Genomic DNA, 20299 nt, shown 5'->3' on the forward strand with positions numbered 1-20299 from the left:
CCGCACCGCGCGCCCGCCGCGCCACTCCGCCGCCGCACCACCCCACCGCGCCACTCCGCCGCCGACCGGCGGCCCGACCCCAGGAACGTCCCTTGCCACTGCATCCCCAGGCCGAGGCCCTGCGCCGGCAGCGCGCCGCGGCCGGTACGCCCCCGCTGTACACCCGCACCCTCGCCGAGGCCCGGGCCGCGGACCTCGCCGAGATCCGGGCCGCCGCCGGGAACCCGGAGCCGGTCGGCTCCGTCGCGGAGCTCACCGTCGACGGCCCCGGCGGCCCGCTGCCGCTGCGGGTCTACCGGCCGGCCGGTGAGGCGGCCGAGCAACTGCCGCTGCTGATCTACCTGTTCGGCGGCGGCTGGGTGCTCGGCTCGCTCGACACCGGTGACGCGATCTGCCGCCGCCTGACCAACGCGGTCGGCTGCGTCACCGTCTCGGTCGGCTACCGGCTCGCTCCCGAGCACCCCTTCCCGGCCGCCGTCCACGACGTGCTCGCCGCCGCCGACCGGGTCGTCGCCCACGCCGCCGACCTGGGCGCCGACCCCGGGCGGATCGCGGTCGGCGGGGACAGCGCGGGCGGCAACCTGGCCGCCGCCCTCACCCTGCTCGCCCGCGAACGCGGCGGCCCCGCGCTGCGGCACCAACTGCTGGTGTACCCGAACACCGACCACGCCGCGGACACCCCGTCCGTCCGCGAGCACGACGACCCGCTGCTGTTCAACCGCCGCTCGGTGGCCTGGTACTGGGGCCACTACCTGGCCGACCCGGCCGACGGCGCGCACCCGCTGGCCTCCCCGCTGCGCGCCCCCTCGCTGGCCGGCCTGCCGCCCGCGACCGTGATCACCGCCGAGTACGACCCGCTGCGCGACGAGGGCGAGCTGTACGCCGAAGCCCTGCGCGCCGCGGGCGTCCCCGTCGAACTGCGCCGCTACGACGGCATGCCGCACGGCTTCTTCGCGATGTCCGGCGTCCTCGACGACGGCCGAGCCGCCCAGCAGTACGCCGCCGACCGACTGCGCGAGGCCCTCCGATGACCACCGCCCCCCGCACGCTCCCGCTGGCGGACCTGCACGCCAGCCTCGCCGACCCGCTGCTGGACGCGATGACCTTCCTCAACGAGGTCACCGAGCGCCACCCGGACGCGCTCTCCTTCGCCCCCGGCCGTCCGCACGAGGGCTTCTTCGAACCCGAGGACGTCCACACCCACCTGGACACCTACCTCACCCACCTCGCCGAGCGCGGCCTGAGCCGCAGCGCCGTGCGCACCGCGCTGTTCCAGTACGGGCCGACCAAGGGCATCGTCGCCGACCTGGTGGCCCGCACCCTGGCCAACGACGAGGGCATCGACGCCGACCCCGCGGCGCTGGTGCTGACCGTCGGCGCGCAGGAGGGCATGCTGCTGGTGCTGCGCGCGCTGTGCGCCACGCCCGAGGACGTGCTGCTGGTCAGCTCGCCCTGCTACGTGGGCGTCACCGGCGCGGCCCGGCTGCTCGACCTGGCGACCGTCCCCGTCCCGGAGGGGACCGACGGCGGGCCGGACCCGGCGGCCGTGCGCGCCGCGGCCCGCGCCGTCCGGGCCTCCGGCCGCCGCCCGCGGGCGCTCTACGTCGTCCCGGACTTCGCCAACCCGTCCGGCACCAGCATGCCGCTGCGGGCCCGGTCCGGGCTGCTCGAGGCGGCGGCCGAGGAGGGGCTGCTGGTGATCGAGGACAACCCGTACGGCTTCTTCTCCCGGGAGGAGGGCGACCGCCCCACCCTGAAGGCCCTGGACCGCCGCCACCAGGTCGTCCACCTCGGCTCGTTCGCCAAGACCTGCTTCCCCGGCGCCCGGCTCGGCTACGTGCTCGCCGACCAGCGGGTGCTGGCCCCGGACGGCCGCACCACACTGCTCGCCGACGAACTCGCCAAGCTCAAGAGCATGACGACGGTCAACACCCCGGCGCTCAGCCAGGCCGTGATCGGCGGCATGCTGCTGCGCCACGACTGCCGCCTGCGCGCCGCCAACGCCCCCGCCCGCGCCCACTACGCGGCCAACCTGGCCGTGCTGCTACGGGAGTTGGAGCGGCACTTCCCGGCGGCCGAGCGGGACCGGCTGGGCGTGTCCTGGAACGAGCCGGAGGGCGGCTTCTTCGCCGTGCTGGAGGTGCCGTTCACCGCCGACGAGGCGGCGATGGAGCGCTGCGCCCGCGACCACGGGGTGCTCTGGACGCCGATGGCCCCGTTCTACCCGGCGGGCGGCGGCGAACGCCGGCTGCGGCTGTCGATCAGCGCCCTGAGCGCCCGGCAGATCGAGACGGGCGTCGCCCGGCTGGCCGACTTCGTCCGGACCGCCGCGAACCGGGACGCCGCCGCGGACCGGGACGCCGCCGCGAACCGGAGCACGAGCGCGCACTGAGACACGACGGAGGGGAGGGGCCGCGGCCCCTCCCCTCCGTCGTGCGCGGCTACCGGATCCGGGCCGAGAACAGCCGGGCCGAGCAGACCACCGCCGCGGTCGTCATCACCACGACGATCAGCAGCCCCTGCCAGACCACGCCGTCCCCGGGGTGCCCGGAGAACAGCGCCCGCATGCCCTCCACCGCCCAGTAGAAGGGGTTCCACTTCGCGACCTGCTGCAGCCACACCGGCGCCAGCGCCAGCGGCAGCAGCACCCCGGAGAGCAGGCCGATCGGCTGCGCGATGGTGTTCACCACCGGCGCCATCGCGGCGTCGTTCGGCAGCGCCAGGGCGATGCCGTACGAGAGGGCCGAGGCCATCAGCGCCAGCAGGGCCAGCAGCACGAAGGCCAGCAGCAGGCTCAGCGGCTCGACCCGCAGGCCGAACGGCAGCGCGACCAGCATGATGATCACCGCCTGCACGACCAGTCCGAGCATCTCGCGCAGCGCCCGCCCCAGCAGCAGGGCGAGCCGGCTGACCGGGGTCACCCGGGAGCGTTCGATGATGCCGGCCTTCAGTTCGCCGAGCAGGCTGAAACCGGTGTAGAGGCCGCCGAAGATGCAGAGCACCGCCAGCAGGCCGGGGACGTAGATCTGGTACGCCTCGGCGTAGCTGGTGGCGCCCATCGGCGCCAGCACCTTCTTCAGCAGCGGGGCGAACAGCAGCAGGTAGAAGACCGGCTGGGTGATGCCGACCACGATCCAGATCGGGGTGCGCCACATCAGCAGCACTTGCCGCTGGAGGACCAGCCAGGTGTCACGGGCGAGCTTCACGGAAGGGACCCCAGGGGTTTCTCGTCAGGACTGTTCGATGGAGCGGCCGGTGCGGGCCAGGAACACGTCGTCCAGGCTCGGCCGCTGGAGCTGGAGCGTCCCGGGGACGATGCCCGCCCCGTTCAGGACGCTCAGCAGGCGCGGGATCGCCGCCGCGCCGTCGTCCAGGTAGAGCCGCAGACCCTCCTCGCCCGGCTCCAGCCGGTGCAGCGAGGGCTGCCCGCGCAGGGCCTCGGCGGCGGTTGCGGCCTGCCCGGCGGCGAGGCCGAGCAGCACGACGTCGCCGGAGATCTCGCGCTTGAGCGCCTCGGGCGTGCCCTCCACCACGACCCGGCCGTGGTCGACGATCGCGACCCGGTCGCAGAGCGCGTCGGCCTCGTCCAGGTAGTGGGTGGTGACCACGACCGTCATGCCCTCGGTGCGCAGCCGCTGGATCTCGGCCCACACCTGGCCGCGGCTGGCCGGGTCGAGGCCGACCGTCGGCTCGTCCAGGAACAGCACCTTCGGGGCGTGGATCACCCCGAGCGCGATGTCGATCCGGCGGCGCTGGCCGCCGGAGTAGGTGCTGCAGGGGCGGTCGGCGAACTCGCCGAGGTCGAAGGCCTTCAGGGCGTCCGCGGCCTGCTGCTGGGCCTCGGCCTTGCGGCTGCCGTACATCCTGGCCTGCAGGACCAGCTCCTCCCGCCCGGTGACCGCGTCGGCGGTGCCGCCGCCCTGGGCGACGTAGCCGATCCGGCGGCGGACCCCGGCCGGGTCGGCCAGCAGGTCGGCCCCGGCGACCAGGGCCGCGCCGCCGTCCGGGCGGATCAGGGTGGCGAGCATGCGCAGCGTGGTGGTCTTCCCGGCGCCGTTCGGGCCGAGGAATCCGAAGATCTCGCCCGCCCGGACGTCCAGGTCGATGCCGCGGACGGCGTCGACGACGGCCCGGCCGCGCTTGGACGGATAGGACTTGCGCAGTCCCTTGGTCTCGATCAACCAGAACTCCCGTGCTGGAGTGGGGTACGGGGCCGCGCGCCCGCCGACCACCGCTCATGGGACGGCAGTCGGCGGGCGCGAGGCGGTATCAGGGGGCGGCCAGCGCCGCCATCCGGTCGGCGGCGACCGACGCGCCGCCGCCGGAAAGCAGTTGACGACCCGTCAGCTCGGCGGCCGCCCGGTACGAGGGATCGTCCAGCACCCGCCGCAGCCGCTCGGCGATCACCGGCGCACCGGCCCGGGCGAACGGGACCCGCAGGCCCGCCCCGGCCCGGGCGACCCGCCGCGCCACGAACGGCTGGTCGTTGCGGATCGGCGCCGCCAGCACGGGAACCCCGTGCGCCAGCGACTCGACCACGGTGTTCATCCCACCATGGCAGAGCACCGCGTCCAAGCGGCCGCCGGACAGCAGCTCCAGCACCGGTGCCCGATCGACCACCAGCACGGAGTCCGGAAGGGCAGCCGGAAGTGCCCCGCGGGGCGCGGCGACCACCGCCCGCACGCCCTCCCCGGCGAGCAGCGCCAGCGCCGCCGCGGTCCGGTGCAGGAAGTCCGCGCCGACCGCGTCCGACATCGTCCCCATGGTGACCAGCACGGTGCGCCGACCGGCCGCCAACCGCTCCCACGGGAACGCCCGGTCCGCCGGTCGCGCGGTCAGCACCGGCCCCACCAGGGCGAGTTGCGGCAGCTCCGGCAGCTCGCCGAGCAGCGCCCGGCCCGAGGTGGCCAGCACCAGGTACGGCGAGCGGCGCGGGTCGGTGAACTCCCCGGCGGGCAGCCCGGCCCGCTCCCACAGCCCCGCCAGCAGGCCCGTCGTCCAGGCCTCGACCCGCGGCAGGTGCCGGTACGGGCGGCCCAGCTCCATCGCCCCCGGCGCCAGCGTCGCCCACGGCAGCCCGTACCGGTGCGCGACCAGCGCGCCCGCCGGGGTGTGCTGGTCCACCAGCAGCGCGTCCGGCCGGAACTCCCGCACCACCGCGTCCAACGGCTTCAGGGTGAACCTGGCGTACGGGACGACGAAGCCCTCCCACAGCGAGCGCAGCGAGGCCAGGCCGTGGCCGCCCATCGGCCGGAACATCCGGTTGCCGGTGCCGAGGACCCGGGCGCCGGGGCCCAGCAGCGGCCGCAGCATGGACTCGGTGCCGGTCCAGGCCACCTCGTGGCCGCGGGCGACCAGCTCGTCCGCGATCCCGGCCGCCGGGTTGACGTGCCCGGCCAGCGGCGGCACCACCAGCAGGAAGCGGCTCACCGGCGCACCAGCTCCGCCAGGTCGCCGACGGTCAGCGCGGCCAGGCCGTCCAGGTCGAGACCGGCCCGCAGCGCGCCCAGGTCGACGCCGAAGCGCTCCCGCAGCAGCGCGTCCAGGACGGTCAACTCGCTCTCGTCCAGGGCCAGATCGGCGTCGAGTCGGTCCGTTGGGGCCAGCGACCGTGCCCATTCGGGCAGAGCGTCGGCGGCCTCGGCCAGCGCGGCCAGCAACTCCGGGTCCAGGGCGGCGGGTGGTCCGGGCGGCGGCGCGCAGCCCAGCTCGGAAGCGGTTCCTGGGCATGCGAAGGAAGGCGGGAAATCGGTCATCGGAAGGCTCCACCGGCTCGACGGCAACGGGGTGAGGGAGGGGGCCCCGGGGCGGTGATCGCTTGTGCGACCCGCAGGGCGTGGGAATACTAACCGGGGTGACCGCACTGGAGGCAGTGGCCGTCCACCTCCCCCCGCGACTCGAACCGATCGAGGACGTGGGCGCCCGGATCGGCCTTACCCCACGTCAACTCCGAATCTTCCGCCGCTTCCACGGCCTGGACCAGGTGCGCCTGGACCCGGACGGGACGCTGCTCGACCTGCTGGAACCCGCCGTCCGGGCGCTGCCCGAACTGCGCGGCAACGAACACCGCGTCCGGTACCTGCTGCACGCCCGCAGCACACCGGTCGCCGCGCCCTACCCGATCAACCCCCTGCACCAGCTCGGCGAACGCCTCGGCCTCACCCGCGCCGACGCGTTCACCGTCACCCAACAGGCCTGCGCCTCCTCCCTGTTGGCCGTCGACCTGGCCGGCCGACTGCTCGCGGACGACGGCGACCCGGCGGCGCTGGCCCTGGTGGTGGCGGGGGAGAAGACCTTCACCCGGGACGCCCAACTCCTGCCCGACACCACGATCTTCGCCGAGGCCGCGACGGCCTGCCTGGTCAGCGCCGACGGCGAGCGCAACCGCGTGCTCTCCTACGCGGTGCGCCAACGCCCCGAGTTCCACGGCCGACCGGTCGACGACCCGGAACTGATGACCCGCTACCAGCGGGAGTACCAGCCCACCATGGTCGAGACCGTTCGGGCCGCGCTCGACCGGGCGGGCCTCGACCTCGCCGACCTCGCCCTGCTGCTCCCGCACAACGTCAACCAGGCCTCCTGGCGGGCGACCTGCCGCGAACTCGCCTTCCCCGTCGAGCGGGTGCTCCTGGAGAACGTCCCCGCGGTCGGACACAGCTTCGCCGCGGACGCCTTCGTCAACCTCCACACCGCCACCACCCGCGGAGCGCTCCGCCCCGGCGACCCCTACCTGATCGCCGCGGCCGGCATCGGCGCCACCTTCGCGGCCATGGTCCTGCAGCACTGACGCCCCTGCCCCACACCCATCCACCCACCACCGGACGGTCCACCCATGCCTGAATCCGCCCTGCCCGCAAGCGAGACGGCCACCACCGACCCCGAGGTGCGCGACCGCATCCGGCGCGGCATCGAGGAGGTCCTGCCGCGCGTGCTGGGCGTCCCGCTCGCCGACGTCCCCGAGAACGCCTGCTTCTTCGACGACTACGGCCTCACCTCCTCCGGCATCGTCGAACTCGTCCTGGACATCGAGGAGACGCTCGCCATCCAGGTCGACGTCGAATACCTCGCCATCGACGACATCCGCACCGTCGACCGCCTCACCGACTACGTCGTCGGGCACCACACCGACGAGGACTGACCCGGTGCCCGCCCAGATCCGAGGCCTGCGCGTGACCAGGGCGGTCGCCGCCGGGTTCGACGGCCACGCCGCCGCCGCGCTCCACCCCGACCTGCGCACCTTCACCGGCGACCTGGTCCGCCCGTACGGCCTGCCGCTGCGCGAGGACCTGCTGAGCGCGGGCGCCGGGCACGACTACGCGGAGATGGGCGCCGCGCTGCTGGAACGCGCCCTGCCCGGGGGCGAACCCGCGGACCTGCTGATCCTCGCCTTCTCCTCCCCGGACGTCCGGCCCGCCGCCCCCGCCTCGCTCCGGCTCAGCCGCCACTGCCCCGGGCAGCCGACCGCCTTCGCCGTCTGCGACCAGGGCAGCGCCGCCGCCTTCACCGCCCTGCGGCTGGCCGCCGTCCACCACCGCACCGGCGGCTGCCGCCGGGCCGTGATCGTGCTCGCCGAGCAGAGCGCCCTGCACCACGAGACCCCCGAACCGGTGGAACTGCCCGCCGAGCACCGCGCCGTCGTGCTGGTCTGCGAGGAGGCCGCGGGGGAGGGGATGCGGGTGCGCCGGCACGACCGGCCGGACGCCGCCCCGGCCCTGCGCACCGCCCGCGACGAGCACCGCCGACTCGGCGACGGCGCAAGGCTGTTGCTCTCCGCCGGACTGGCCGGCCACGGCGTCCCCGACGGCGCCGAGGCGGCCCGCCCCGGACAGCCCTTCACCGGCGTCTGGACCCTGCTGGCCGACCACCTCCCCGCCCGCCGCCCGCTGCTGGTCGCCGACCACGACCGGCGCCTGGGCCGACTCAGTACGCTGACCCTGCCGTGAACACCCCCGACACCCCGCACCGCACCGGTGGCCCCACCGACGTCATCGACGCCTGGAGCATCCCCACCGACCAGCCCCCGCACGTCGTGCGCCGCCTCCACGCCCTGCTCGACCCCGTGGAACGCGACCGGGCCGACCGCGCCCACGACCCGGCCGAGGGCGGACGCTTCGCGGTGGCCCGCGGCGCCGTCCGGCTGCTCGTCGCCGAACGGCTCGGCCTCGCCCCCGCCGAGCTGGTGTGGCGCTACGGCCCGCACGGCAAGCCCGAACCCGTCCTCCCCGCCGCCGCCGTCCCGCTCCAGGTCAACTGGTCCGGCTCGGGGGCGCTCGCCCTGCTGGCCCTCGCCGTCGGACGCCGGGTCGGCGCGGACGTCGAACAGCTCGCCCGCCCCGAGGTCGGCGCGCGGATCGCCCGCCGCCACTTCCCGGCCGCCGACGCCGCGCTCGTCCTCCAGGCGCCCACCCCCGCCGACGGCGCCGACCGCTTCACCCGCCTGTGGTGCCGCCGCGAGGCCTGCGTCAAGGTCCACGGCGGACGGCTCGCCCAGGGCCTCGGCCTCCCGCTGGCCGGTCCCTCCCCGCTGCGCCTGGCCGACGCCGCCCCGCTCGGACCCGGCCCGCTCTGGCTGGCCGACGTCCCGGTGCCGGGCCCGTTCCGCGCCGCGGTCGCCGCCGACACCGACCGCCCCTTCACCGTCCGCCACCGCACCTGGAGCCCCTGAACCCACCCGTGCGGCGAGCGGATCGGGCCCGACCGGCAACCGCACCGGTCGGGCCCCGCGCACGCGCGCCGTCAGCCCACCGGCCGCGACATGTAGACCGCCCGCCGCCCGTACGACGCGGGCACGGCCACCTCCCGGTGCGCGCGGTAGCCGTAGAAGCGCAGCAGGATGTCGCTGCCGCGCACCGCGACCATCGAGACCTGCGCGAACCCCCGCTCCACCGCCCGCGCGTGCACGTGCTCCATCAGCACCCCGGCGAGCTCCCGGCCGCGCAACTCCTCGGCCAGCACCAGGTCGTGCACGTGCAGGTTGTCCGAGGCGAACGCCCCGCCCTCCGCCACGGCGAGGTCCGGGCAGCGCAGCGGCGGGTACGGCAGGCTCAGCAGGTAGCCGCGGACGGTGCCGCGCCGCTCCAGCACGTAGCAGGTCTCCGGCGAGCAGCGGGCCCGGGAGCGCAGCGCCTCCCGGCCCTCCGACAGGCCGTCGGCCGCGTAGGCGTCGTGCTCCAGCGCGACCACGGCGTCCCAGTCGCCCTCGGCCAACTGCCGGATCAGGAACTCCCCGCTCACCCGCCGAGCCCCCGCTCGCGGGCGGCGGCCACCATCGGCGCCCACGCCTCGATCAGCACCGCCCAGCGCACGGCGTCCTCCCGGGCCTCGTCCAGCAACCGCTGCCGCTGCCCGGCCACCACGTCCGCCAGCTCGGCGTACTTGCCGCCCAGCCTGCGGTAGAGGCGGTCCACCTCGTCCAGACAGGTCTCGTTGGTGTCCCGCTCCAGGTCGACGGTGCCGCGCACCAGGCCGAGGACCGGCTCCACCCGCAGCACGTGCCGCTCGTCCAGCAGCCCCCGGCCGAGGTCGATCATCTGCCCGTAGACCGGGTACAGGTACAGCATCGACAGCAGCATCTTCACGAAGCGCAGCTGGTACGAGACGAACCCGGGGCCGGTCCGGCGCTCGGGCGTGTAGTAGTTGACGATGTGCCGCCGGTGGATGACGGCGGGCAGCTCGGAGTGCACCAGCGCGTGCAGCAGCGCGTAGTCGGCGCCGATGGTGCGCAGCGAGGGCACCAGCGGCAGCACCTCGTAACCCCGGTGGTCGATGGCGACGTTGCACATGTAGACGTCCCAGATGTCCGGCACGCCGAGCACCGAGTCGTCGGGGTCGAAGGTCTCCTCCTCGGCGCCCTTGAAGGAGATCTCGACCATCGCGTCCTGCTGCTCCCGGGTCCACACCCGTGGCGTCCACAGCCGCACCAGGTCCCGGTAGACCTCCGGGTCCAGCTCGGCGATCTCGCCGATGTCCACGTTGAGTTCGCCCATGAAGGACCCGCTGACCAGTATCACCGGCCGGTCCGCGTCCGCCGGGTCCAGCACCGAGCGGGCCACCCCGGCCACCGCCTCCCCGGCGGGCTTGCCGATCGACAGCAGCTCGTGGTGGATCGGGAACATCTTCTCGCCGTCGACGACCCGGTAGTCGAAGTCGTCGTTGCGCAGGTGCGCCGAGGTGCAGCCCAGCGCGGCCGCACCCAGGAAGAGCCGGTTGACGCAGGAGCCGTACGCGACGTCCTGCGGCAGCATCAGGTCCAGCAGCAGCTCGGGGTCGGCGGCGCCGGAGCGCTGCGCCACGTCGCGGAAGAACGCGCGCTGCGCCTCGTTGCCGAGGTGGTGGACGAACACGCCGGGGGAGGGGGCCAGCGAGGCCACGGCGTCCGCGTTCTTCGCGAAGTCGGCGCCCCCGGTGGTGTCGAGGACGAGGAGGTGCACCTCGGCCCCGAAGGTCGCGACGGCGTAGGCCGCCTCCTCGGCGAGGTCCACGATGGTGCCGGGACAGGCCCGCATGGTGGGCAGGGCGAGGCAGACACGTTGCATGGTGGCGGGGATCTCCGTCCGGTCGTCGGATCCGCTGCGGCCGTCGGACGGCCGAGCGGGGAGGAGGCGCCCTGGGCGGTCGGCCGCGCCGCCCGGACGGGCCCCACGGCGGGGGCGGCGGGCGGCGGCGGAGGGCTGCGGCGGCACCGCGGGCGGCCTGGTCCCACCACCCTGGACCAGCCCCGGACGGGGCGTCAACGCGCGGCCCCCGGCCCGTCCCCGCCGACCGCCGACCCTGCCCGAAGGGGCAGCGCGCCCTGCCCCCGGGGCGGGCCCGGAACGGGCTGCCGGAATCCGGCCGGAAATTCCCGGAGCCCCCGCCGCCCGACTTCCGCCGCACCGGAACCCGCCCCCGGCGAATGTCCCCCCGAACGCCTGCCCGCCACCCACCAGTTCCCGCCGGAATTGATCCGTGATTCACCCGTGATGATCGTTGCGCCCGCTGCGTCGAATATCTCGGTGAGATCACGGAATTGCGGGGGGAAACGCCCCGGAACCCCGGGGCGGCCACGGCCTACGCCAGACAGCTCCGCCCGCGGCCGCGCTCCCCGAGCTCGGCCCGCGCCTGCTCGATGGCGCTCAGCGCGTTCGCCCGGCGGTGCTCCAGACCGACCCGCTCGGCGATCGCCAGCGCCTGCTCGGCCGCCTCCAACGCCCGGGCCGGACGCCCCGCGGCCCGGCAGGAGGCGGCCAGCGACACCAGCACGCCCGGCATCCGGTCCCAGGCGCCCAGCACCCGCAGCGCCCCCAGGCACTCCTCGTAGTCCCGGCACGCCTCCTCGAACCGCCCCGTCCCGTGCAGCGCCGTCGCCCGGGCGTACAGCATGTGCACCTGGCCGACGAAGTCACCGAGCCCCCGGAAGGCCGCCAGGCTCCGCTCGGCCCGGCGCAGCGCCGACTCCGGCCGCTCCACCGCGAGGTCGGCCAGCGCCGCCATCCCCTCCACGAACGCGTGCGCGGACGGGTTGCCCAGCTCGGCGCTCAGCGCCACCGCCTCCTCGCACCGGGCCACGACCTCCTCGTCGGCGCAGTGCGGCAGACCGGTCAGCGCCAGCACCACCAGCGCGCCGGGCAGCAGCGCCGCCTGCCCCGTCCGCCGGGCCAGCGCCACCACCCGGACCGCCTCGGAGCGGGCCTGCCGGGTGCGCTGGAACTCCCGCTGCGCCCACATCAGCGTGTACCGGGCCCGCGCCTCGCTCTCCGGCAGGCCCGCCGCCGCCGCGGCCCCGGCCACCCGCCCGGCCAGGTCGCACAGCTCCGGCACGGCCGTGCCCAGGTCGATCAGCTGGATCAGCACCAGCGTCAGGTCCGCGACCACCGCCAGCGGCCCGTCCGGGTCCAGCGCCGCCTGCCCGGCGAGCGCCAGCACCGCGGGCACCTCCCGCCGGGCCCAGGCCAGCCCCTCGGCCGCCCCCGCGAACTCAGGCCCGGGCACCCCCGCCGCCACCAGGTCCGGGAAGGGGTAGCCGGGCCGCACCACCCGGTACAGGGCCGCCACCGCCGCCAGGTAGTGCCGCAGCAGCCGCTCGACGGCCGCCCGCCCGGCGGCCTCCCCGTCCACCTCCCGGACCAGCTCGCGGGCGAACAGCCGCAGCAGGTCGTGGTACTGGTAGCGCCCCGGGTACGGGCAGGACAGCAGCCCCAGGTCGGTCAGCGCCTCGGCCAGCCGCTCCGCCGCCGCCTCCGGCAGCCCCAGCAGCACCGCGGCCGCCGCCGAGGACACCCCAGGCCCGTCCGCCAGCGACAGCAGCCGGAACGCCCGGGCGCTCTCCGGGTCGAGCTGGTCGTAGCTGAGCCGGAACGACGCGGCGACCGCCAGCTCCCCGGCCGCCAACTCGGCCAGCCGCCGCCGCTCCGAGGCCAGCCGGTCCACCAGGTGCGCCACCTCCCAGGCCGGACGGGCCGCCAACCGGGACGCCGCCGTCCGCACCGCCAGCGGCAGGAACCCGCAGGCCGCCACCAGCCGCCGGGCCGCCGCGGGCTCCGCCGCCACCCGCTCCTGTCCGGCGATCGCCGCCAGCAGCCGCACCGACTCCTCCGGCGTCAACGGCTCCAGGACGACCTGCCGGGTCACCGGCAGCCCCGACAGCCAGGCCCGGCCGGTCACCAGCACCGCGCACGACCGGCTGCCGGGCAGCAGCGGCCCGACCTGCCGACCGTCCCGGGCGTCGTCCAGCACGATCAGCACCCGCCGCCCCGCCACCCGGGAACGGAACAGCGCGGCCCGCTCCGCCGTCCCCGGCGGGACCGCCGCGTCCGCCACCCCCAGCGCGGCCAGGAAACCGGCCAGCACCTCGCCCGGATCGGCGGGCAGCGCCCCCGCCCCCCGCAGGTTCGCGTACAGCTGCCCGTCCGGGTACTGCCCGGCCACCGCGTGCGCGACGTGCACCGCGAGCGTCGACTTGCCCACCCCGCCCAGGCCCGACAGCCCCACCACCGGCATCGCCGCACCGCCCGGCGCCAGGTCCGCGCAGAGCGCCGCGCACAACTCGTCCCGGCCCGTGTAGTCGGAGACGTCGGCGGGCAGTTGGGCCGGCGGGGTCGGCCGTCCCCCGGTCGGCCCGCCGCCCGCCACGGGGCCCGGCACCGGCGGCGCGGCCAGCTTCGGATCGCCCGACAGGATGCCCAGGTGCAGCTCGCGCAGCCGCGGCCCCGGATCCACCCCCAACTGCTCCAGCAGCGCCCGGCGGGCGTCCGCGTACACGCCCAGCGCCTCGGCCTGCCGCCCCCCGCGGTACAGCGCCAGCATCAGCAGCTCGCGCATCGGCTCCAGCAGCGGGTACTGGCTGACCCACACGGTCAGCTCGCCGATCACCTCCGCGTGCCGCCCCGACTCCAACTCGGCCGCCAGCCAGGACTGGACGGCGTTCAGCCGACGCTCCACCAGCCGGGCCCGGTGCGCCTGGGCCAGCGGCCCCGGCAACCCGGCCAGCGGCTCGCCGTGCCACAGCCCGCAGGCCTCCCGCAGCAGCCCCAGCTCCCCGGCAGGGTCGCCCAGCGCGCGGGCCCGGCCCGCCGCCGCGACCCGCTCCTCGAACACCTCGGCGTCCACGCACTCCGCCGGGAGCCGCAGCACGTACCCGCTGCCCGAGGACACCAGCACCGACGGGTGCACCCGGTCCGGCTCCAGCACCCGCCGCAACCGCGACACGTAGGTCCGCACGATGGCGGCGGCCCGCGCCGGGGGCTCCTCCCACAGCGCGTCGAGCAGCTCGTCGACGGACACGATCCGGCGGGCCCGCAGCGCCAACGCGGTCAACAGCGCCCGCTGCTGCGGCGGGCCGAGCTCCAACTCCCGCTCCCCGCACCAGGCCTGCACCGGCCCGAGCAGGCACAGCCGCAGCCGCTCCCCGCCGTCCGGTTCCGGGGCCGACGTGCCGCGCGGTGCTCCGATTTCCGTCATCGTCAGAAGGTAGCGGTTCGGTCTCGCCGACCGCGGCGCCGGGGCCGGGGCAATTCCGTCCCGGCGGGCGCTCCCCGCCACTCGGCCGCCCCGCGCATTCGATTCCGGCGCGCCGCGGACCGCCCTCCCGGCGGCCGGAAAGGAAAAACCTCCCGCAGAACGGGAACCGTCCGGGCAGATGCGCATCCGTCAATCTTTTATTGACCGGCGGCGGATAGCGTGTTCCCCGTCCGCCGAGCCACCGCCGAACCTCCGGCGGGCGAGCGGATCTCCCGCGGTGCCGGGCCCTCCCGGCCGCCGGAGGAGGAGGGGCGGCGTCGCGTGCGGACGACGCCGGCCGACCGGTTCTGACGGTGCGCCGCCGCCTGTGGGGGGCGGTGGGCGCACCGCCGAGCGCAACGAAAGGAATCCAGCGCCGTGCTCCAGTACGCCGACGACGTCCGTACGACCACCCGACCGATCCCGACGCGGACCACCCGGCCGATCCCGGTCGCCGTCCACGCCCTGGACCCGCTCTCCCGGGCCGGGGTGCTGAGCTACCTCCGGCAGTGCCCGGAGGTCTCGCTCGTCGACGACCTCCGGCAGCCCGGCACCGGCGTGGCCCTGCTGGTCGCCGACGCCTTCGACGCGGCCGCCCTGACCACCCTCTCCCGGCTGGTCAAGGCCGAACGGGCCCGCGTGGTGCTGGTCCTGGACCGGATCCAGGAGCCCGAACTGCTCGACGTGGTCTCCCTAGGCGTCACCACCATCCTGTGGCGCCGCGAGGTCACCGGCGAACGCCTGCGCCAGGCCGTCCGCACCGCCGACCGCGGCCACGGCGACCTCCCGCCCGACCTGCTCGGCAGACTGATCGGCTGCATGGGCCGCCGCACCGCCGACGGACCGGGCCCCGCCGAGCACGGCATGCTCCCCCGCGAGGTCGACGTCCTGCGCCTGGTCGCCGACGGCATGGACACCGGCGAGATCGCGGGCAAGCTCCTCTACTCCGAGCGGACGATCAAGAACATCATCCACACCGTCACCACCCGCTTCCACCTCCGCAACCGCGCCCACGCCGTGGCCTACGCCCTGCGCGAGGGCTACATCTAGGCCCCGTCGGCCGATCTTGCCGGGCGCACGACGCCGGATCGTCCCTCCCCCAGCCCCCCTCGGGGCCGGGGGAGCCGCGCGCCGACCCGACAGGATCGGCCGGACAGGGCCCAGTGGTCATCGACGCGGTTCCGGTCGCTCATTCGCGTGTCGAAGCGATGGCGTGGGCGAGTTGAACGCGGGAGTGGACGTCGAGTTTGCGGTAGACGCGGGTGAGGGTGGCTTCGACGGTCTTGACGCTGACGGTCAGGGCGGCGGCGATGTCGCGGTTGCTGGCGCCGGCGGCGGCGAGGCGGGCGCAGCGTTCCTCGGCGGAGGTCAGGCGGGGGAAGTCGTCGCCGTTCGGGGCGGGTTCCAGGCGGTGGAGGGCGTGGGTGGCGGCGTCGGCCCAGGGGTGGGCTCCGTGGGCGGTGAAGAGGTCGGCGGCCTTCTGCGCGGCGGTGCGGGCGCTGGCGCGGCGGCGGGCGCGGCGTTCGGTGTGGCTGAGGGCCAGCAGGGTGCGGCCGCGTTCGAGGGGGAGGTGGTGCAGGCGCTCGGCTGCGTCGGTAAGGCGGCGGGCGGCACCGTTGTGGTCGCCGCGGGCGGCGTCCAGCAGGGCCCGGGCGCGTTCCAGGGCGGGCAGGACGGAGGTCCGGCCGAGGTCGGTGGCGGTGCGGTGGGTCTCGGTGAGCAGGTCGTCGGCCTCGTCGTGGCGGCCGACGGCGAGGAGGGCCTGGGCCAGGTCGGGGTGCCAGCGCAGGACGGACGGGTCGCGGACCTGCTGCCGCGTCTCCAGGGCGCGGACCTCCTCCAGTGGTTCCAGGGCCTCCTTCGGGCGGTCGGCGGCCAGCAGCAGGTGTCCGAGGGCGTGGAGGTTGCGGGAGAGGAAGACCTTGTTGTCCTCGTGCCGGGAGGCGTCGATGCCGCGGCGTGCGTGGGCCAGGGCGGCGCCGGTGTCCCGGGCGGTGCCCTCGACGAGGGCGGAGGTGTAGCAGGCCGGGGCGGGTGACAGGGCGGTGCGGTCGGTCAGGACCTGGGCGCGGTGGGCGTAGTCGAGGGCCTTGGAGCAGCGTCCGGTGCGCAGTTCGGCTTCGGCGAGGCTGCGCAGGAGGTCGACGGTGGCTTCGGTGTCCCCGGTCCGCTGGGCTTGGACGAGCAGGGGCAGCAGGGTGGCGCGGGCCTGTTCGGGGCGGTCGTCGAAGAGGGCGTGGCGGGCGGCGAGGTGTTCGGGGGTGGTGTTGACGGTGACGGGTGCGGTGCGGGGCAGGGACAGGGCGCGCTCCAGGGTGGCTTCGGCTCCGGGATGGCCGAGGATGCGCTGGACGCGGGCCTGCATGGTCAGGGCCAGGGCGGCGGTGGTGGTGTCGTCGGCCGTGCGGGCGAGGCCGGCGGAGCGTTCGGCCAGGGCGGCGGCCCGGTGGGGGTCGCCTTCGTTGACGTTGGCCCAGACGGCTTGGCGGAGCAGGACCTGCGCGGTCAGGCCTGGTCGGCCGGCTGTTTCGTGGAGGGCGGCGGCGAACAGTTCGTCCGCGTTGTGCAGGCGTTGTCCGCTGGCGTCGAGCAGGGTCAGGAGGGCGCCCACGCGTTGGGCGGGGCTGGTGTCGTGTTCGAGGACCAGGCGGGTGGCGGCCCGGGCACGGGGGAGGTCGCCGCAGTGCGAGGCGTCGCGCACCGCGGTCAGGGCCCGTTCGGTGAGCAGGCCGATCTCCGCCTGCGGGGTGCGCTGGGCGGCGAGGAGGGAGAGTTCGGCGGCCAGCGGGTGTTCGCCGCGCAGCCGGGCGTGGCCGGCCGCCCGGGCGGCCTCGCGCGCGGTCTGCCGGGCGGCGCGGGGGTCGGCGGTGTCGGCAGCCAGGGTGGCGTGGCGGTCGCGGCGGGCGGGATCGTAGCTGGCTTCGGCCAGGCGCGCGTGCAGGAGCCGGCGTGCGGTTCCGGTGAGCCGGGTGGTGAGTTCGGCGCCGATCGCGCTCGCCGTGAAGCGCACCGGCCCGTTGCCGTGTCCCGGGTCGATGAGCGCGGCCGTCTCGGCCTGGGCGAGGAGGTGGTCGGCGGCCGGGCCGACGAGGCGGGCCAGTAGTTCGCGCTCGGGGCGGTCGTCGAGCGCGGCCAGGGTCAGGAGCTCCCGAGCCTCCTCGGACACGGTTCCGAGCCATTCCCCGAGCAGTCGGCGGGCCGCCGGGGGCAGGGGGGGATCGTCCTGGGCGGCGCGGTCGACGGCCTCGGCGAGTGCCAGGGCCAGGGCGGGGTTGCCGCCGCTTCGGGCGTGGAGCCGGGCGACCGTTTCCGGATCGGGCCGGTGGGCGCAGAGCAGGGAGGCGACCTGGCCGGGCGTCAGGGGCGGGACGCGCACCGCGTGCGCGTCCTCGCCGCACCAGTGGCCTCCGGCCTCCGGGCGCCAGGTGCGCTCGGTGACGATGACGGGCAGCTCCGGGGCCTGTCGCAGGGCCCAGCCCAGCACGGCGGCGCTGGGCGGATCCAGCCACTGGGTGTTGTCCACCACCAGCGTCACGGGCGGTGCCTCCCGCAGCACCGTGGCGGTCAGCCGGCGCAGCCGCAGGGCCGGACCGGCGCCCCCGGGGGAGTACGGCGGGTCGGCGGCCTCGTCCAGGGCCGCCGCGAGCTCCCGCGCGGTCGGCAACGGCTGCAGGGCCAGGGCGAGTTCGAGCAGCCCGGTGTAGGGGACCGAGGTGTCCTGCGGGCCCGGGGCCAGCCGCAGCACGGGCAGCCCCAGCTGGCGTGCCAGCGCGCCGGCGGCGGTGCTCTTGCCGATGCCGGGCGGCCCGAACAGCACCACCCGGCGGATGCCGTGCACCTCGTCCGGCGCCACCGGCAGCACCGGCAGCACGCTGCCGTCCGTTTCCCGGAAGTCAGTGAACCACGTCGCGGAGTCTTGCATCGGGCCATCGTGCGACCGCGATGCCCCCGCGGTCCAGGACAAGGGGTTGACCTGATGTGGGCCGCTCCCGGCTTTCCCTAGCCTCATCGCCACAGCCGAGCTGCTCCCCCGGCCGCCGGACGCCCCGCCCCCATCAGCCGACGTCCCGCTGCCCTCTTTCCCCCTCAACCCCGGCTCGGCGGGAGGAATGTGATGTCCCGCAAGAACAACCTGGCTGCCGCCGTCGCGGCCGCCCTTGCCCTGGGCACCGTGACCGTCGTGGCCACCCAGTCCACCGCCGCCGCAGACAGCTCCACCGCCCGACCCGGCGCCGGGTTCAGGGCGGTGAGCCCCGACGCCCGCACCGAGGCGCTGCGCACCGCCGACCGGGAGGCCGGCGCCGTCGCGAAGTCGCTCGGCTTCGGCCCCGACGAGCGCCTGGTCGCCAAGGACGTGCTCCTCGACACCGACGGCGCCCGGCACGTGCGCTACGACCGCACCTACCGCGGCCTGCCCGTCATCGGCGGCGACCTGGTCGTGCACTACGGCAAGGACGGCCGGGCCGCCGGCTCCGACCAGGCCCACCAGGGCGCGATCAAGGTCGCGGGCACCACGCCGAAGCTCAGCGCGACCGACGCCTCGGCCGCAGCCGTCAAGCACGCCAAGCACGTCAGGAACGCCAGGACCGGCACCGCGGACGGCAGCACCCTGGTGGTGTACGCGGTCGGCAAGGTCCCGGTCCTGGCGTACCGCTCGACCGTCACCGGCGAGGGCGAGGCCGGCCCCGCCTCGCGCGAGGCCGTGATCGTCGACGCCGACAGCGGCGCGCCGCTGGACCAGTACGAGCTGCACCAGGGCGTCACCGGCACCGGCAACGGCGTCACCGTCGGCCAGGTCTCCATCGAGACCACCCAGACCGGCAGCGGCTACACCCTCACCGACGCCTCCCACGGCGGCACCATCGTCTACGACGCCTACAACAGCCCGCAGTCCAATCCGAGGCAGAACGCCCGGGCGTTCTCCAAGACCACCAACAGCTGGGGCAACGGCACCGCCTCCAGCCGGGAGAGCGCCGCCGTGGACGCCTCCTACGGCCTGGCGAAGACCTGGGACTACTACAAGAGCGCCTTCAACCGCTCCGGCATCCGCAACGACGGCCGCGGCGCCCCCGCGTACGTCCACGTCGACAACCAGCTCGTCAACGCCTTCTACGACGACAACTGCTTCTGCATGTACTTCGGCGACGGCTCCTCGCAGAACCAGAACACCCCCGTCACCGCCGTCGACGTCGCCGGCCACGAGATGAGCCACGGCGTCACGGCCGCCACCGCCAACCTCACCTACTCCGGCGAGTCCGGCGGCCTCAACGAGGCCACCAGCGACATCTTCGGCACCATGGTCGAGTTCTACGCCAACAACAGCAACGACCCCGGCGACTACTTCATCGGCGAGAAGCTCAACATGCCGAACGGCTCCCTGCGCCGGATGGACAACCCCGCCTCCGACGGCAGCAGCCTCGGCTGCTGGAACTCCGGCGCCGGCCAGGTGGACGTGCACTACTCCTCCGGCATCGCCAACCACTTCTTCTACCTGGCGGCCGAGGGCACCGGCGCCAAGACCATCGGCGGACGCGCGCACAACGGCACCACCTGCAACAACGACGCCTTCACCGGCATCGGCCGGGACAAGGCCGCAGCCGTCTGGTACCGGGCGCTGACCACCTACATGACCTCCACCACCAACTACGCCTCCGCCCGCACCGCCACCCTGAACGCCGCCTCCGACCTGTACGGCGCCAACTCCCAGGAGCGGTACCTGATCTCCAAGGCGTGGGCCGCCGTCAGCGTCGGCACCGCCCTGCCCGACCCCGGCACCGGCACCCCCACGCCGACCCCCACCCCCACGCCGACCCCCACCTCCTCGCCCACCGGCAACCCCACCCCCGGCAACGCGCTGGTCAACGGTGGCTTCGAACGGGGCACCGCCGGCTGGACCCAGAGCGCCGACGACATCACCAACTCCACCCTGCAGCCCGCACACGGCGGCTCCTGGTACGCCGCGATGATGGGCTACGGCACCGACGCCACCGAGTCGCTGTCCCAGTCGAACGTCGCCGTCCCCTCCGGCGGCAGCCCCAAGCTCACCTTCTGGCTCAAGGTCTCCACCCAGGAGAGCGGCTACACCGCCTACGACACCCTCAAGGTCAACGTCAACGGCGCCACCCTGGCCACCTACTCCAACGCCAACGCCAGCGCCGGTTACGTCCAGAAGACCGTCGACCTGTCCGCCTACCGCGGCCAGAACGTGACGCTGGAGTTCGCCGGCACCGAGGACACCTACCTGACGACCGTCTTCCTCGTCGACGACGTCGCCATCGGCTGACCCCCGCACTCCCGGGGCCGGCTCCGCGTGGGGCGTCGT

The 20299-nt window shown here is 75.4% G+C and carries 16 protein-coding genes; 8 read left to right on the forward strand and 8 right to left on the reverse strand.

All coding sequences use genetic code 11. The features are described 5' to 3' along the window. The first annotated feature begins 92 nt into the window (after positions 1–92). Positions 93–1031 (forward strand): alpha/beta hydrolase, encoded by a 939-nt coding sequence (locus ACFY00_RS13990; RefSeq protein ID WP_388030875.1) that lies wholly within the window; start codon positions 93–95, stop codon positions 1029–1031. Next, positions 1028–2392: a PLP-dependent aminotransferase family protein gene (locus ACFY00_RS13995; RefSeq protein ID WP_388030876.1), complete on the forward strand. Its 1365-nt coding sequence runs from the start codon at positions 1028–1030 to the stop codon at positions 2390–2392. Before ACFY00_RS13990 ends, ACFY00_RS13995 begins: the two co-directional genes overlap by 4 nt. 49 nt (positions 2393–2441) lie before the next feature. On the opposite strand, the gene ACFY00_RS14000 is transcribed toward ACFY00_RS13995, so the two are convergent. The 4 genes from ACFY00_RS14000 to ACFY00_RS14015 form a co-directional block, all read right to left on the reverse strand. Then, positions 2442–3206, reverse strand: coding sequence for an ABC transporter permease (locus tag ACFY00_RS14000; protein ID WP_388030879.1), 765 nt, complete (start codon positions 3204–3206; stop codon positions 2442–2444). Between the two features lie 24 nt (positions 3207–3230). After that, positions 3231–4181 (reverse strand): ATP-binding cassette domain-containing protein, encoded by a 951-nt coding sequence (locus ACFY00_RS14005; RefSeq protein ID WP_388030880.1) that lies wholly within the window; start codon positions 4179–4181, stop codon positions 3231–3233. Between the two features lie 88 nt (positions 4182–4269). Further along, positions 4270–5430 (reverse strand): glycosyltransferase, encoded by a 1161-nt coding sequence (locus ACFY00_RS14010; RefSeq protein WP_388030883.1) that lies wholly within the window; start codon positions 5428–5430, stop codon positions 4270–4272. Then, complete coding sequence (locus ACFY00_RS14015) at positions 5427–5756, reverse strand: hypothetical protein (protein WP_388030886.1); 330 nt, start codon at positions 5754–5756, stop codon at positions 5427–5429. The genes ACFY00_RS14010 and ACFY00_RS14015 overlap by 4 nt, the downstream gene beginning before the upstream one ends. Positions 5757–5854: 98 nt before the next feature. Here ACFY00_RS14015 and ACFY00_RS14020 point away from each other — a divergent pair, with 98 nt between their 5' ends. From ACFY00_RS14020 to ACFY00_RS14035, 4 genes are read left to right on the forward strand one after another with little or no spacing between them, the layout of a single operon-like run. Beyond that, positions 5855–6787, forward strand: coding sequence for a 3-oxoacyl-[acyl-carrier-protein] synthase III C-terminal domain-containing protein (locus tag ACFY00_RS14020; RefSeq protein WP_388030888.1), 933 nt, complete (start codon positions 5855–5857; stop codon positions 6785–6787). A gap of 45 nt (positions 6788–6832) precedes the next feature. Continuing rightward, the gene (locus tag ACFY00_RS14025; protein WP_388030889.1) at positions 6833–7138 is read left to right on the forward strand and encodes an acyl carrier protein; all 306 of its coding nucleotides are present in this window, start codon (positions 6833–6835) and stop codon (positions 7136–7138) included. 4 nt (positions 7139–7142) lie between these two features. Next, positions 7143–7943, forward strand: a complete 801-nt coding sequence (locus ACFY00_RS14030; protein WP_388030890.1) for a hypothetical protein — start codon at positions 7143–7145, stop codon at positions 7941–7943. Beyond that, a complete protein-coding gene (locus ACFY00_RS14035; RefSeq protein ID WP_388030892.1) occupies positions 7940–8665 on the forward strand; it encodes a 4'-phosphopantetheinyl transferase family protein in 726 nt (241 codons plus the stop codon). The genes ACFY00_RS14030 and ACFY00_RS14035 overlap by 4 nt, the downstream gene beginning before the upstream one ends. Positions 8666–8736: 71 nt before the next feature. On the opposite strand, the gene ACFY00_RS14040 is transcribed toward ACFY00_RS14035, so the two are convergent. The 3 genes from ACFY00_RS14040 to ACFY00_RS14050 all read right to left on the reverse strand — a co-directional run bounded on the left by ACFY00_RS14040 (position 8737) and on the right by ACFY00_RS14050 (position 13938). Further along, the gene (locus ACFY00_RS14040; protein ID WP_388030894.1) at positions 8737–9234 is read right to left on the reverse strand and encodes a GNAT family N-acetyltransferase; all 498 of its coding nucleotides are present in this window, start codon (positions 9232–9234) and stop codon (positions 8737–8739) included. Then, positions 9231–10535 (reverse strand): DUF6271 family protein, encoded by a 1305-nt coding sequence (locus ACFY00_RS14045; protein ID WP_388030896.1) that lies wholly within the window; start codon positions 10533–10535, stop codon positions 9231–9233. The genes ACFY00_RS14040 and ACFY00_RS14045 overlap by 4 nt, the downstream gene beginning before the upstream one ends. Before the next feature lie 514 nt (positions 10536–11049). Further along, the gene (locus tag ACFY00_RS14050; protein WP_388030898.1) at positions 11050–13938 is read right to left on the reverse strand and encodes a BTAD domain-containing putative transcriptional regulator; all 2889 of its coding nucleotides are present in this window, start codon (positions 13936–13938) and stop codon (positions 11050–11052) included. 417 nt (positions 13939–14355) lie between these two features. On the opposite strand from ACFY00_RS14050, the gene ACFY00_RS14055 reads away from it, so the two are divergent. Continuing rightward, a complete protein-coding gene (locus ACFY00_RS14055; protein WP_388030900.1) occupies positions 14356–15027 on the forward strand; it encodes a LuxR C-terminal-related transcriptional regulator in 672 nt (223 codons plus the stop codon). A 139-nt stretch (positions 15028–15166) separates the two neighbouring features. Here the strand turns inward: ACFY00_RS14055 and ACFY00_RS14060 are convergent, their stop codons facing one another. Continuing rightward, positions 15167–17899: a LuxR C-terminal-related transcriptional regulator gene (locus ACFY00_RS14060; protein ID WP_388030903.1), complete on the reverse strand. Its 2733-nt coding sequence runs from the start codon at positions 17897–17899 to the stop codon at positions 15167–15169. A gap of 192 nt (positions 17900–18091) precedes the next feature. Here ACFY00_RS14060 and ACFY00_RS14065 point away from each other — a divergent pair, with 192 nt between their 5' ends. Beyond that, on the forward strand, positions 18092–20260 hold the full coding sequence (locus tag ACFY00_RS14065; protein ID WP_388030904.1) for a M4 family metallopeptidase: 2169 nt from the start codon (positions 18092–18094) through the stop codon (positions 20258–20260). The last annotated feature ends 39 nt before the right edge of the window (positions 20261–20299 follow it).

The sequence above is a fragment of the Kitasatospora sp. NPDC001540 genome, assembly GCF_042894345.1.
In the GTDB taxonomy this organism is placed as follows: Bacteria; Actinomycetota; Actinomycetes; order Streptomycetales; family Streptomycetaceae; genus Kitasatospora; species Kitasatospora phosalacinea_C.

Excerpts from the sequence above, each read along its gene's own strand:
- ACFY00_RS13995 (WP_388030876.1), top strand. The coding sequence starts at position 1,028 with ATGACCACCGCCCCCCGCACGCTCCCGCTGGCGGACCTGCACGCCAGC.
- ACFY00_RS14015 (WP_388030886.1), bottom strand. The coding sequence starts at position 5,756 with ATGACCGATTTCCCGCCTTCCTTCGCATGCCCAGGAACCGCTTCCGAG.
- ACFY00_RS14025 (WP_388030889.1), top strand. The coding sequence starts at position 6,833 with ATGCCTGAATCCGCCCTGCCCGCAAGCGAGACGGCCACCACCGACCCC.
- ACFY00_RS14045 (WP_388030896.1), bottom strand. The coding sequence starts at position 10,535 with ATGCAACGTGTCTGCCTCGCCCTGCCCACCATGCGGGCCTGTCCCGGC.
- ACFY00_RS14050 (WP_388030898.1), bottom strand. The coding sequence starts at position 13,938 with ATGACGGAAATCGGAGCACCGCGCGGCACGTCGGCCCCGGAACCGGAC.
- ACFY00_RS14060 (WP_388030903.1), bottom strand. The coding sequence starts at position 17,899 with ATGCAAGACTCCGCGACGTGGTTCACTGACTTCCGGGAAACGGACGGC.
- ACFY00_RS14065 (WP_388030904.1), top strand. The coding sequence starts at position 18,092 with ATGTCCCGCAAGAACAACCTGGCTGCCGCCGTCGCGGCCGCCCTTGCC.